The organism is Pseudomonas sp. B21-048, assembly GCF_024748615.1.
Classification (GTDB): domain Bacteria; phylum Pseudomonadota; class Gammaproteobacteria; order Pseudomonadales; family Pseudomonadaceae; genus Aquipseudomonas.
In genome coordinates this window covers 3,050,379-3,064,175 of sequence record NZ_CP087168.1, presented here as the reverse complement: position 1 = coordinate 3,064,175, position 13,797 = coordinate 3,050,379, and the positions used below count along the sequence as shown (strand labels likewise).

Annotated in this window: 9 protein-coding genes and 1 pseudogene; 1 reads left to right on the top strand and 9 read right to left on the bottom strand. The window is 56.5% G+C overall.

The window, feature by feature from the left end:
• Positions 1-20: 20 nt before the first annotated feature.
• From LOY56_RS14460 to rfaH, 8 genes and pseudogenes are all read right to left on the bottom strand, one after another.
• Positions 21-1,499 carry a family 16 glycosylhydrolase gene (locus LOY56_RS14460; RefSeq protein WP_258614966.1) on the bottom strand — a complete coding sequence of 493 codons (1,479 nt, stop codon included), beginning with the start codon at positions 1,497-1,499 and terminating at the stop codon, positions 21-23.
• A complete protein-coding gene (galE, locus tag LOY56_RS14455; protein WP_258614965.1) occupies positions 1,499-2,554 on the bottom strand; it encodes a UDP-glucose 4-epimerase GalE in 1,056 nt (351 codons plus the stop codon). The genes LOY56_RS14460 and galE overlap by 1 nt, the downstream gene beginning before the upstream one ends.
• 56 nt (positions 2,555-2,610) lie before the next feature.
• Positions 2,611-3,564: a glycosyltransferase family 2 protein gene (locus LOY56_RS14450; protein ID WP_258614962.1), complete on the bottom strand. Its 954-nt coding sequence runs from the start codon at positions 3,562-3,564 to the stop codon at positions 2,611-2,613.
• A 73-nt stretch (positions 3,565-3,637) separates the two neighbouring features.
• Positions 3,638-5,030, bottom strand: a pseudogene (locus LOY56_RS14445) (undecaprenyl-phosphate glucose phosphotransferase).
• Between the two features lie 143 nt (positions 5,031-5,173).
• A complete protein-coding gene (locus tag LOY56_RS14440) occupies positions 5,174-7,417 on the bottom strand; it encodes a polysaccharide biosynthesis tyrosine autokinase (RefSeq protein ID WP_258614960.1) in 2,244 nt (747 codons plus the stop codon).
• A gap of 2 nt (positions 7,418-7,419) precedes the next feature.
• The gene (locus tag LOY56_RS14435) at positions 7,420-7,953 is read right to left on the bottom strand and encodes a polysaccharide biosynthesis/export family protein (protein WP_258614958.1); all 534 of its coding nucleotides are present in this window, start codon (positions 7,951-7,953) and stop codon (positions 7,420-7,422) included.
• 12 nt (positions 7,954-7,965) lie between these two features.
• On the bottom strand, positions 7,966-9,126 hold the full coding sequence (locus LOY56_RS14430) for an outer membrane beta-barrel protein (RefSeq protein WP_258614956.1): 1,161 nt from the start codon (positions 9,124-9,126) through the stop codon (positions 7,966-7,968).
• 227 nt (positions 9,127-9,353) lie between these two features.
• Entirely contained in the window at positions 9,354-9,875 is a 522-nt protein-coding gene (rfaH, locus tag LOY56_RS14425; RefSeq protein WP_258614955.1) for a transcription/translation regulatory transformer protein RfaH, read from the bottom strand.
• Between the two features lie 753 nt (positions 9,876-10,628).
• On the opposite strand from rfaH, the gene LOY56_RS14420 reads away from it, so the two are divergent.
• Positions 10,629-12,713: a TonB-dependent siderophore receptor gene (locus LOY56_RS14420; RefSeq protein ID WP_408980386.1), complete on the top strand. Its 2,085-nt coding sequence runs from the start codon at positions 10,629-10,631 to the stop codon at positions 12,711-12,713.
• Positions 12,714-12,967: 254 nt separating this feature from the next.
• Here the strand turns inward: LOY56_RS14420 and LOY56_RS14415 are convergent, their stop codons facing one another.
• Complete coding sequence (locus tag LOY56_RS14415; protein ID WP_258614951.1) at positions 12,968-13,687, bottom strand: type 1 glutamine amidotransferase; 720 nt, start codon at positions 13,685-13,687, stop codon at positions 12,968-12,970.
• Between the last annotated feature and the right edge of the window lie 110 nt (positions 13,688-13,797).

The window sequence follows — 13,797 nt, the reverse complement described above, 5'->3', positions numbered from 1 at the left end:
GTTATAGCTCCGTGTGAAGGCTATTGAGCACGTTGCCACATCTTGACGTAGTCGACGCTGAAGGTGGAAGGCAGGTCAGCATCGTCGACCACGCCGAACCAATTCCACATGGCCTCACTGTCAAAGACGATTTGCATGGGGAAGAAGAAGTGTGTGTTCTTCGATTCCCTGACCAGCACGCCATCGACGTACCAGCGCAGGGTGTCGGGCTGCCAGTCGAAGCCGTAGACATGAAAGGCACTTGCCAGGCGCCAGGGGCTGATCCAGGTGCTGCCGTTGGCGACATGTTCGGTGCTTTGCGGCGTGGCCCACAGGTGGGCGTTCATGTTGTATAGCCGGTCGAAGGCAGCGTCTTTGGTCTTGCCGCCGATTTCGAAGATATCGATTTCGGTTGCGTTGTCAGCCATGCCCGTCCACGCGAGCCAGAATGCGCTGGAACCTGCGGAGTTCATGGGTCTGGCGTGTGTTTCGTAATATCCGTAGAAGCCGCGTTCAAGGGTACGAACCATGGCTGAGGTGTAGTCCTTGAAACCGAGCAGGACATACTTTTGCGGCAAGGTTTCCTTGCGAAAGACAATGTTCAGGTTGCCATTGCTGACGGTGGCATTGCCCGCAGTGAAAAGCGCCGGTTTGCGTCCGAGCGATTCGGTCCCTATGGCATTGTTGACGTGCCAGCGCCCGGGGTCGAGGGTTGTGCCATTGAAGTCGTCGGACAGTTTCGTGTTGAGAATCCACTGACCGGCATTGGCCTGATCGGATAGCGGCAGATTGGCGTGGGTCCGGGTCGGCAATGTGCCGAGTGGTCCGACACGGGTCCAGGTATCGGCCTGTAAGGGGATGGCTACTGACCACTTGTCTGCCAGGTACTGGAATGCACGCTGGCGCTCTGCGAGGGAGGCAAACGGACGGTCGTACACCAGCACTTCTGCGATGTCGCCGCGAAAGTTTTCGGAATTGCCGACGACATTGCGTCCGATTGCATACGGACCAATCGGCACATCGTAAAGCTCCAAGACGGAAACAGTCGGCGCATACGCGGTGGTCTGTTGCAGGCTAATGGCGAAATTCGGTAACACGTTATCGTTGTTGGCAGTTTGCGGGCGTGAGCTGAATAACCGTTGCCAGGGGTCGACCCGGGCTTGTTCGGGCAATCGACGGGACACGATCAACACCGTCACAGGGCCTTTGGCCGTGCGGATTGTTTTGCCGAGAAACGCCGAAACGCCACTGAAACGCACTACCGAATGACCGTTCAGGGCGTTTGCCATCCACTGTGGCTGCAAGGCGGCATCGTCTACTGTGGCGTCATTGGACTCGCCGGATTTGTCGCTCCAGCGTTGGAGACGGTTCTGCGCATCCAAGGTCATTGTTGAAGCATCGGCCGCGTCCAGCCACAGCACGAGCCCGGTGGTGGGTACACGGGAAGGCGCTTGTGCTGCGTTGCAAACAAGCGAAACCGACAGCAGGAGTGCCAGCAGACCTTCTTTAAGCATCTGCATCACTTCGCTTCAATCGACGCCGGAATTTCGAATGAAGTCTGATACCCCTGCGGATTACACGACTGCCACCGCCAGGTATCGATAATCATCTGTTCCAGGCCGCGTTGGGCGCTCCAACCCAGTTCACGTCCTGCCTTGCTCGGGTCGGCCCAGCATTTTGCGATGTCACCGAGGCGGCGCGGCGCGAAGCGGTAGGGAATGGTGATGCCGGTAACGTCTTCGAAACTGTGAATGATCTGCAGCACGCTGTAGCCGACGCCGGTGCCGAGGTTCCAGAAATTGATGCCGCTGCGGTGCTGCAGCACCTGCAACGCTTTGAGGTGACCGTTGGCAAGGTCGACCACATGAATGTAGTCGCGTACGCAAGTCCCATCCACGGTGGGATAGTCGCAGCCGTACACCGTGAGTTCGGGAATCTGGCCAATCGCGACCTGTGTCAGGCACGGCAACAGGTTGTTGGGTCGACCCTTGGGGGCTTCTCCGATCATCCCGCTTTCGTGAGCGCCAATCGGGTTGAAGTAGCGTAATAAGGCGATGTTCCAGCGTGGATCAGAACTGCACAGATCGGTGAGCAATTCCTCGATCATGAGCTTGGTGCGGCCGTAGGGATTAACCGGTTTGCCGGTGCCGAAGTCTTCGGCAATCGGTGTTCGCGTGGGGTCGCCATACACCGTGGCCGACGAGCTGAACACCAGGTTGAACACATCGTTTCGGGCCATCGCCCCACAGAGGCTCAGCGTACCGGCGAAGTTGTTGGCATAGTAATCCAAGGGTCTTCGCACGCTTTCCTCAACGGATTTCAAGCTTGCAAAATGCACCACCGCATCAATGTCGTAGCGATGGAAGACATCGTCGACCAAGATCGAGTCGCGAACATCTCCATTGATGAAATCGACCCGGGTATGAGTCAGTCGCTCAAGGCGAACGATCGATTCTCGATAGCTGTTGCACAGGTTGTCGAGCACCAGCACATTGTGTCCGGCGTTGATTAACGCCAAGGCGGTATGGGTGCCGATATAGCCGGCCCCGCCAGTGATCAGTGTGGTTTTGCGCATGGTGAGGTGTTCCTGATCAATGTAACCAGACGGTGTTTAGCCGTGCGGATACCGGTTCAATCAGCGAAGGTTGACGCCCTTGCCTTGCGCAATGATCTGGCGTGGGCATAGAGGTAGCGCAAGGTCGGTTTGCCGTTGGCGAAGATCAGTGCTTGCCAGGAATATTCCAGCATTCGCCGGTACACGCCGATCACCTGGGCATGCTCGCCGCATCGGGAAAATGCATTGAGAAAGTCGGTGTGGTTGCCCAGCACGAAATCGATCCGTTGCTGCTTGCTGAGCTGCGCGCCATAGCGGGCGAGGTACACTTCGATGAACCTGATCTTGTTCTGGTAGTACTTTTTCGGTTGCGCGGTCATGTTGCCGCTGTTGACCGTGCGCTCCAGCAGCACCTGTGGCACCGTGTGAATCTCCCAGTGTTCGGCGATTCGGGTCCACATGAAGCGGTCTTCGGAGTAACGCAGGCTGGCATCGAAGCCGCCGAGTTGCATGATCACGTCGCGCTTGACCAGGGCGGTGGATACGCCATTGACGACGTTGGCGTGGATGAAATCGTAGAAATGCCTGCCGCTCTTGCGCCGGTTGTCCACTTGCCGCCTACCGTCGCTGTAATTGATCTGCGTGTAGCAGTCGATCACCCCCACCGGCCGTCCTTGACGGCTGAGTTCGTCATACAGCGCCAGTTGTTGCTCCAGCTTTTGCGGACAAAATTGGTCATCGGCATCGAGAAACGCCACAAAAGTCTCTTCAGTGTGCCGCAATCCGTGGTTGCGGGCGCTGGCCTGGCCTTCGTTGGCTTGCCGCAACAGCGTCAGGCGAAACGGCGCCGCGAAGTCTTTGACCCGTTGTGGTCCGTCATCGGTGGAACCATCGTCGATGACGATGACGTGATCGGGCCGTCGGGTTTGCCCGACCAGAGACGCCAGTGTTTGCTCAATGCTGTCGGCGCCGTTGTACATCGGGATCACGACGCAGACTGAATGCGGTAAAAGGGGGGCTTGGTCTGGCACGGGTGTTTCTCCTTTTGTTACGCCTGGGGGTGTAATGCCCGATTAATTCCAGGTTGATCATTGCCTGACATCCCTAATAGATGTCCTTTGAGAACAATGTGAAAGGGGTCTTGACGAGAATCTTGACGTCCAGCCACAGCGACCATTGGTTGATGTACTTGAGGTCCTGGGCGACGCGCTGCTGCATTTTTTCCAGCGTCTGGGTTTCACCTCGATGCCCGGTGATCTGGGCCAACCCTGTAATGCCCGGCTTGAGGCGATGACGGGCCATGTAGGCGCAAACCTTGCCGGTGTAATAAATGTTGTGCGTGACCGCGTGCGGTCGCGGGCCGACCAGGGCCATTTCGCCGAAGAGCACGTTGAACAGTTGCGGCAGCTCATCGATGGAACTACGCCGCAAAAAACGCCCAAGCGGGGTGATGCGGTCATCCTCGCGGGTGGCCTGACGGACTTCGTGGTCGTCGTGCACATGCATCGAGCGGAACTTCCAGACCTTGATCACCTCGGCGTTACAGCCGTAGCGATTTTGTTTGAACAACACTGGGCCGGGCGAGGAAAGCTTGATGGCCACCGCCACGATCAGCAGCAAGGGGCTGAGCACAATAATGGCCACGGCGGCCAGGCTGCGTTCGAACAGCTCTTTGCAGAGCAGGCTGCCGGGATGCGAACTGATCAGGCTTTCATTGAGGTAGATGGCCGGCATTCGCTCTATTTCCGAGATCGACTGATTGAGCAACACCATGCTGCCGAAATCGGGGATCCAGACCACGTCGACATTCATGTCCAGAAGGTCGATGTACAGGGCTTCAATGATGGCTGCCTGGGCCATCGGCAGCACGATATAGACGCGACGTATGCGCAGGTGAGTGATGATTTCGCGAACCTCGTCGATGCGCCCCAGCAGCGGCAGAATGCTGGGTGCCGGGCCGGTATGTTCGGCGGTTGCGATAAAACCCAGAAGCGGTACGCGGTTCGGTCTGGACAGTTTCCTCGCCAGCTTGTGCGCGGTCGGGCACGTACCGATGATCACCGCGCGGCGCTCGTTGCAGAGCTTGCGTGAATGCAGTCGGGCGAGGTAGTGCAGGGGCAAAAAAACTCGCAGTCTGGATCAGATAACCCAGTACGGCCCAGACGATGATCACTTGGCGCGAGAACATCACGCTGGTCTGGGTGACGAAGGCAATGCTGATCAGCACGGCCAGCAAGATCATCCAGGCCGCCAGTAACCGAGCGAGTCCTGACAACCATTCATGACGCTTGTGGTAAACCTGCATGACGCTGTAGATCGGAACCGAACCGAGGACAGTCAGAATCATCAGAACACGGTATTCACTGGTCAGGCTGCCGACCCGCCAGTACACGAGCAACATCAGCAGCAGATTGGTCAGGCTGAGTGCGCACAGCCATTGGCCCCAGAAGGTCAGACCTCGCCGGTGTGCCATTTGAGCGGTGTAGAGCGATGTCATCGGCTCAACCTCCGGGCATGGGTTGGACTTCGGCGCCGAATACTGCACGCCCTCGTTCCCGCACGCTGGTATAGCTCGACTGGGATGAAGCAGCTTTTGGTAGATGTTGGGAAGGAGACTACGGGTGAGACAGGCGCAAGGTTCTATCTGGACATGTAGTCGTAGTTCTGGAACGTATCGGAATGGCTGTAGCCCTGTCTACGAGCGTTGCGCAGGTCAACCTGGTTGAGCACCACACCAAACACCGGCGCATGGCTCTGCTGCAGAATGGCAAGGCATTTCTGCACCAGGTTCACAGGCGTGCTCTCGGCCTTGACCACATAGATCACTGCGTCCGAATGCTTGGCCAGCAACAGCGCATCGCTGACCATTTGCGCAGGCGGGGAGTCGATGATGATGCGTTGGTACCGCGACTTCAGCGCCTCAAGCAGGGGGGCCAGGCGCGGCGAGCTGAGCAGGTCCAGCGGAGGGGGTGAAAGTTTGCCGGCCGGCAGCATGTCGAGGTTGCCGACCGTACGAATACAGTCTTCGAGCCGGGCAGTACCCGCCAGGACATTGGCCAGCCCCGGGCTGTCTGCCGGAAAGTCGAAGTTGAGCGACAGGCTGGGTTTGCGCATGTCGGCATCGATCAACAGGACACGCTCCAGCCTCGTGAGCGAGGAGGCCAGGTTGTTGGCGATGGTGCTTTTGCCCTCATCGGCCATGGTTGAGGCAACGAGTACTACCTGTGACGGCATGTCGCCGCTGTGCAACATCAACCAGGTGCGCAGATTGCGAATGGTCTCGCAAAAACGCGGATGGTCGTTGTCGTCGAACAATCGCGCCAGTTGCCGACGGCTTCTCTTGGTCACCAGCGGCACCACGCTGAGGAGGGGGAGGTCTAGCGCGCTTTCGACGGCTTCGTCGGTCTTGAAGGTTTTATTCAGGGTTTCGGACAGCAACGCCTGCGTTATGCCGATCAGCGCAGCCACGATGGCAACAATGGCCACAATCAATGTTTTACGAGGCTTGCTCGGTTCCAAAGGCACAATCGCAGGGTCGACGATGCGCGCCTTGGTGGCGTCCATGTCTGCCGTGGCCGCCGTTTCCTTCAAACGAGTGACGAAGGTCTCATACAGGGCGCGGCTGCTGTCGACTTCACGTTGGAATTCACGCAACTGGAATTCTTTACGCGAAATATCCTGTATCTGCGCCTTGTTGCTGTTGAATGATTGACGCAGTGAGTTTTCACTGGCCCTGGATAGCTGGTAATCCTGTTCGATGCTGGCGACCACCTGTCGAACCTGCAGGCGCAAACTGTCGGTAGCCATGCGCAACTCGGCGCGAGCGGCAGCCAGGGTCGGATGTTTTGGGCCGTAGCGCCCGGACAATTCTTCGACCTTGGCTTGAGCCTTGGCCTGTTGCGCCTGGAATTTCTGCACCACAGGATTACTCAAGACGGCCGGCACACTTGAGAGTTTGCTCAGGTCGCCGTTGCTCAGGGCCTGCACCTGGCGAAACCGGCTCTCGGCTTCCGCCAGGTTGCGGCGGGCATCGATCATGCGGTTGCCGGTCATTTCCAGTTCATTGGCGCTGATGGTGGTGACACCGCCGACGTCGACCAGGCCTTGTGCTTCCCGGTAAGCCTGAAGTTTGTTTTCGGCACTGCGCAGGTTATTGCGCAACTCGATCAGGCGTGAGTTCATCCAGCTGGTGCTGGTCTGCGAGGACTTCAAGCTATTGTCGAGCTGGCTATCGATGAAGCCTTGGGCAATTGCATTGGCGGCGGCGGCAGCCAGGCCAGAGTCGGGTAACTCCACCTCTATTTTAATCAGCTGACTTTTACCGACGAATTTGACGCTGGTATGTTGCATGAGGTCCTGCGTGACTTCATTGAAGATATCCGCTTCAGAGGGCATCACCGGCATGGGCGTCAAAAGGCCTGCTACTGGCAGCCACTGGCCAAGCTCAAGCGTTGCCAACCATTTTCGCGGTGTGAACCACGACTCCGGTTGTTGGCGCGGATCGGTCACCGGGTGGGTGGTGAGGCTGAGCTTTTTGACGGCGCGTTCGGCCAGATCCCGCGATTGCATAAGCGCCAGTTGCGTCTGTAAGTAATCGACGGTACCGGAGCTCGAATCCGTGACTTGCTGAAAGGCCAACAGCGGCGGCGTTTTTTCTTTGATCAGCAGGGTGGTACTGCCGATGTACTGTGGGGGAATGAACGACAGCGTGGCCATCGCCAGCGCACAGCCAAGCAGTATCAACCATGCGATTTTCCAATGGGCGCGCCAGATCACCCTCCAGTATTTGAGCAGGTCAATGGTGTCCTTTTCCTCGCTGTACTGCTGCTGAGCCAGATGTGGCTGGAGCGGACGTTCGACGTAGATGCTTGGGCTGTTGTCCATGATTAGAAAAAGCCTTGTGCAATGGAGATGGTGTCACCGGGGGCGATGGCGGTGCTGCGCGTGACCTTGTCGGTCAGTGATGGGGAGCCATCGCCGCGCACGATGGTTACCCGTTTGATCGAGGCACGCTCGGTCAGGCCACCGCCCAGGGCGATGGCTTTCTCCAGTGTCAGCCCAGGCTCGAAGGGATAGCTGCCGGGTTTTTTCACCTCTCCATTGATGTAGAACGAGCGGTAGACGATCAGGTTGACGCTGACCTTGGGGTCGACCAGGTAACCTTGCTTGAGCCCGTCGACGATGATTTTTTCCACCTGATTGGGCGTAAACCCCTTGGCGGCAATATCACCCAGAAACGGATAGGAAAACATTCCGGCATCGTTGAGACGGATTTTCTCGAAGCTCAGGTCCCGCTCACCGAATACCGTGATGCGCAACACATCGCCGGCGGCCAATTTGTACTGGGCGCCGGGGTCTGCTGCAAACGTCGCGGGCAACAGCCACGGCAAAAACAACAAGCCAAGCATTCGGGCGTTCATAGGGAAAACCTCTTAGAGACTTACGTTGAAGCTGAGCAAGAAGATGTTGCGTTCAAAACTCTGATTGTCGGCATCGGAGTCATCGTTGCGGTAGCGATAGCCCAGCGCGATATCCAGCCAGCGGCGCATTGCGTATTCCACGGCGAGGTTGTAGTCACGAAGGTCATCGGTGCGTTCCTGGCCCTCGTACTCATAGCGGGACAGCCCGACTTCGGCCACCGTGGTGATACGTTCGGTCCAGCCATGACGCCAGCCGACCAGGGCTGAGGTTGTCTTGACGGCGTCAGCACCGTCGTCGCCCTCGGCCATCGCCTGGCGGGCAACAAACGAAAAGGTCGAGTAGGTGCGCGGTTTCCATCGCACGTCTACCTGCCAGGTCGGATTACTGAGGTCATCGACGCTGTTGTCATCGAAGTTCTTGCGCTCGTAACCAATGCGGACTTTGCCGGAGGTGCGTGCGGTGAAGTCCCATTCGGCACCGGCAAGGATTGCATCGGAGGTGCTGTTGAGACGGCTGTCGGATTGCAGGTAATCAAAGACGGTATGGTCGTATTCCAGCAATCCACGTGTGTTGCTGCCGATGCGGTGGTACCAGGTGGTGGTCAGGCCGGTGGTATTGCGCTCTTTATCGTCATTGATACCGTCGGAATTGTCGTAGCGAAGTTGCGCATAACTGGCGCCCAGATCGATTTGATTGTCAGCGCTCCTGGCGCCATAGGTATAAAGGCCGTTGACGCGGTTAGTGCGAATCTTGTCATTGATGCCATCGACAGCGGTCGACGTCGTACGCTCGTATTTACGTGCTTCCGCTTCAAGTTTCAGTCGATGGCGATCGGTGAATTCCATGATGCTGTTGAGCCGCACGCGTTGTGCCGTATTCGAGGCATCCGGCTCGTCATGATAAATGTATCGGGTCGGCTGCCAGATCAGGCGGGTGGCACTGTTGCGGTCTTCAGCTTTCAGTTCGAAGGTGGGCGCAATTTTAGTCACCATGGAAGACTGGCGCCCTCGCTCCAGTTCCCGAAAGTTGTCGTCATAGCTCTCTGAAAATAACAGGGTGGGGGTGAAGTCGAATCCGTAGATATCAATCGACTGGGGATCGAGACTCCAGGCCGCTCCGGGATATAAAGAGATCATGATCAGTGCGAAAGGGCCGCGGGTCTTGAGGGTCATGTCATTGCTCCTGGGGGTGAACCCAATGACTATAGACCGGAAAAACTGCAGGTGACTAAGACCCATAACTGCTTCATGATGAGTCAGACTTTTACGTTGAAATTAGTTGCTTTAAAAAGGACGGAACATTAACTGGAAAGTTGCCAGTAACGGGGCGTGTTTCTGGAGCCGGTTCAATAGAATCGTTTTCTTTAACGTCCGTCGCAGCAGAAATGGATGGGTAAAATTTATAAATGAGTCCAAGGGCGCTCAATGTCCGTCAACGGGACGCGAACGGGTTGTTCTCTATTCAAGAAGTGCAGCAGAATCATGACGCGCTCGTCACCTAACATGGTCAGGAAGATACCTTCCAGTGTCGACAACGGCCCTCGGGTTATTTGCAACGTTTCGCCGGGCTGGAAAGGGTGGGGGGGCTGAGTTTCCGAGGGTTTAAAACACCGGCTACGCAGATGCTCAATCACATCGTCAGGCACCATCGCCGGCCCATGATTGAAGTCGACGACACGGCTGACGCCGCGTGTGGAACGCAAAGGCGCCCATTTGTCATCACGGCTGAGCTGAATGAAAAGATACCCCGGAAACAGAGGCTCCAGGGAGTGATGAGGTTTGCCATGAATCAGGCGCTGGTTGACGATTTGCGGGCAAAATATGACGTAATTCTGTCGCAATAAATTGATTTGTGCCCGTTCGTCCTGACGCGGCTTACACTGCAAAAGATACCAGTTGGAACCTTGGGTACTCGTCAGCATTCTGGCAAGCTCCACACTATTTGGTTTAAGCATGCCTGGTGGCGCATCAGGGATGCCTTGGCGCCTCCAGTGAGTTGTATCGAACTTGTGGAATCGCGAAAAGTGTTAAGTAGTTGGAGCAGGTGTATCAATAACGAAGCAGGTAATGTGCACGTAGCGGAAACTAATAACTCGAGTCAATTATCTGACGTGCATACAAGGGAGGTTCTATTCGCTGAGGCAGCGCTCAATCAGAACTCTGGATAGAAAGTGTAAACATAACTTAACGCTAAAAGTGATATCGCCACGGCATTAGAGAGATGAAGTTCCGGGTGATGAGCAAAGCTACCGCAGGGGGCCGAAGGGTCGGCCCGTTGAAAATCAAGTACTTTCGATCATGAACTTAACTGCTGGGGTGACGTATATCCAGTCATTCGACTCTGGTCTTTGTTATACGTCGACCTTGTTAGGTATCGACTACTCCAGGCGGCCTGTCAAATGTCACTAGTCAAAAATATAGCCTTCTGTCCAATAGTCCGTTAAGAGGCTTCAACCAATTGTTTTAAAAAGTGATTTTTTTTGACGCTGACAGAGATCTTATCTGGATTGGACGCCTGCGGTGTCGTCGGCAGATGTCCTCAAGGGCGCGCCAGGAGAACCGTGAAGGGTGTTTACTGAAAATACATCGCACAATACAATGAGAATCGTTACTAACAATTCATCGAGTGCGACGTCTTGAGCCATCAACACCCCCTTGCCCGCCGCAAAGTCTTCATGAAACACGCGTTGCCGACACTTTCCTGCGTCATGTTTGCCAGCCCTCTATGGGCACAACCTCTCGAATTGCCGGCCACCGATATTCAGGCAAGCCGTGTCAGCCAGGACACGGGTTACACCACTTCTCAAGCCAGCACGGCGAGCAAAAGTAATGTGCCGATCAAGGAAGAGGCGCAATCGGTCAATGTGGTCACCCAGCAAACCCTGTCCGACTATCAGGTGCGCTCGCTGGACGATGCCATGAAGTTTGTCAGCGGCATCAGCCAGGGCAATAGCTTGGGCAACTCTCGGGATTCACTGGTCAAGCGCGGCTTCGGCACCAACGATGATGGCTCGATCCTGCGCGATGGCGTGCGTTCCAATCTGGGGCACAATTTCAGCGCCACGACGGATCGCATCGAAGTCCTCAAAGGCCCGGCCTCGATGCTGTATGGCGCGTTGGAACCCGGCGGATTGATCAACGTGATCAGCAAGCAGCCTGAATATACGCAGAGCACGACGCTGAGCGGTTCGGCCTACAGCGAAGGCGGCGGCACCCTGGCCGTGGACACTACCGGGCCTCTGGGAGATACGGGCCTGGCTTATCGCCTGATTGCCGAACGTGGCCATGAGGATTACTGGCGCAACTACGGCGTGAACGAGAGCACGCTGGTCGCGCCATCGCTGAGCTGGACCGGCGACCGCGCCAGCCTGACCTTAAGTTACGAATACAACGATTATTCCAGTCCCTTCGACCGCGGCACCGTGTTCACCAATGGTCATCCAGCGGACATCAACTACGACAAGCGTCTCGACGAAAAATGGGCCAAAAGCGTCGGTATTCGTGAAGTGGCCACTGCGCGTTTCGAGTATCAGTTGAATGACGATTGGAAAACCCGCGTCACCTACGGCTGGAACAACGACCGCTACAGCCTCTCGATTGCCCAGCCCAGCTCATTGACCGGCAACACGCTGCGACGCGCTGCCAACGGCGCTCACTACGATGATGAGACCCGCTACACCAGCTGGGATTTCATCGGCCAGCAGGAACTACTCGGCCAACGCCATGACCTGCTGGTCGGCGTGGACACAGAAGCGTCCGACCAATTTCGCGGCAAAACCTACCGTAATACCGTGCAGTCGGGTTTCAACATCACGTCACCTGTTTATGGACGTCTGGCCGAGCCGAGCCTTATCAGCGCTAAAGACAGCGACCTGAGCAACCGGCTGACCTCCAGCTCCGTGTACTTCAAGGATAACTGGCACCTTGATGACCGCTGGATCCTGGTTCTAGGCGGTCGCCAGCAGCATTACGATCAGTACAGCGATCAGGGCCGCGGCGGCAGTTACAAGGTCAACCGCGACGATAACGGCGATGCCTTCGTGCCATTCGTGGGCCTGGTCTACAAAGCCACCGATACGCTGTCGCTGTATGGCAACTACAGCCGTTCGTTCAAGCCCAATACCCAAGTCGACGATGCGGGCCACACGTTCGATCCGGAGGAGGGCCGCAGCTACGAGGTCGGCGCGAAGTACGACCCGCTGCCGGGGCTGAACATCAACCTTGCGCTGTTCGATATCGTCAAGAAAAACGTCGTGACCACCCAGACAATCAATGGCGTCAGCCTTTCGGAGGCGGCGGGCAAGGTCGGTTCACAAGGCCTGGAGCTGGACATCACCGGGCGTGTGGCCGAGCGTTGGGACCTGATCGGCACCTACGCTTACACCCATACGCAAATCCTCGACGATCCGGATGACGAAGGTCACCGCCTCGCCGATGCGCCCAAGCACACCGCGAGCCTGTACCTCACCCATCACCTGAACGTCCCTACCAAGTTCGGGGCGTGGCATGCCGGCGCTGGCGCGCGTTACATCGGCGAGCGCGCGGCCAATAACGCCAACGATTTCTGGCTGAATAGCTACACCGTGGCCGATGCCTTCGTGCGTTGGGAATCGCCGCTGTTTGGGTACAAGACTTCGCTGCAGTTCAACGTCGACAACCTGTTCGACAAACAGTACTACCCGTCCTCTACCGGCAGCCAACTGGCGGTCAACGTCGGCGAATCTCGCACGGCAAGACTCAGCGCCAGTGTGACGTTCTGACCTTGTTGCATTGATGCACTGTCCCGTTCCGCTGTCAGGTGTATCGGACGTAATGGGGCGGGCCTCATGGCTTCATGAAGTGATCAGGTTTTCTGCATAGAGGCGGATATTGGCAATGTCATTGTGTTTCTGAAGGCCTGCATGATCGATGACATGGGAACTGATCGTTTTCTGAATGGCATGAGCACGCGGGAGGCTCTGGACTGAGATGAGAGGGAGGGGCGCCGGCCTCCTAAACAGCGGCGCTTGAGTCGTTACCCGGCCTGGTAATCGGCAACGAGCTTGTCCAAAAATACCAATAGCTTCTGGTTCATCTCATCGTAATCGTTAGCCCGTAGCGCGGCTGGCTGCTGAACAAAACGCCGATCAGTGAGTGTTATCAGTTCCGCCTCCGATGCCTGAATCAGCAGTTCCACGACGTCTTTGGTGAGTTCCATATGGCATTGAAAACCGTATACCAGTTGGCTGTATTCAACGATTTGACGCGGGCAGCCTTCGCTGCTGGCAATGATCTTGGCATCCTGAGTGAGCCCAGGCATGTCATTGTGCCAATGGCCGACTTCGAGGGTTTCCCCGAAGTGCGAAAACTTCGGATTAGCCAAACCCTCTTGGGTTAAATAAATCGGGAATTTGCCAATTTCCTTTTCGGGGCTGTGGTTGAAAGTGGCACCCAGTGCTTCTCCGATCAATTGCGAGCCCAGGCAAACTCCAACCACAGCCCGTCGGGCCGATATGGCTTTGCTAATGAGTTCGCGTTCGGCTGCGGCATTGAAATGTGGGCATTGCTCCAGCGTAGTCGCCGGATCTTGCGGGCCACCCAACACCACCAGAAGGTCGAACGATTCTGCGGTATCTGGCAAGACATCATGTTGGTAGACGCGGGAATAGGTGGCTTGGTAACCGCGAGCTTTTACCCAGTCCTCAAATGCACCGGGTGCTTCGAAGGACTCGTGCATCACGAAATGGACTTTCAACGTTTTACCCTCGGCTTCAGTTCTATGGTGATCGCGACTTCGCAATCACGAAAATGACAACGCTAGCTACTTACAGGACAGCGAACGCCTCATACGCTGCTTCGACCAGC

Excerpts from the sequence above, each read along its gene's own strand:
- LOY56_RS14460 (WP_258614966.1), bottom strand. The coding sequence starts at position 1,499 with ATGCAGATGCTTAAAGAAGGTCTGCTGGCACTCCTGCTGTCGGTTTCG.
- galE (WP_258614965.1), bottom strand. The coding sequence starts at position 2,554 with ATGCGCAAAACCACACTGATCACTGGCGGGGCCGGCTATATCGGCACC.
- LOY56_RS14440 (WP_258614960.1), bottom strand. The coding sequence starts at position 7,417 with ATGGACAACAGCCCAAGCATCTACGTCGAACGTCCGCTCCAGCCACAT.
- LOY56_RS14435 (WP_258614958.1), bottom strand. The coding sequence starts at position 7,953 with ATGAACGCCCGAATGCTTGGCTTGTTGTTTTTGCCGTGGCTGTTGCCC.
- LOY56_RS14430 (WP_258614956.1), bottom strand. The coding sequence starts at position 9,126 with ATGACCCTCAAGACCCGCGGCCCTTTCGCACTGATCATGATCTCTTTA.
- rfaH (WP_258614955.1), bottom strand. The coding sequence starts at position 9,875 with ATGCTGACGAGTACCCAAGGTTCCAACTGGTATCTTTTGCAGTGTAAG.
- LOY56_RS14420 (WP_408980386.1), top strand. The coding sequence starts at position 10,629 with ATGAAACACGCGTTGCCGACACTTTCCTGCGTCATGTTTGCCAGCCCT.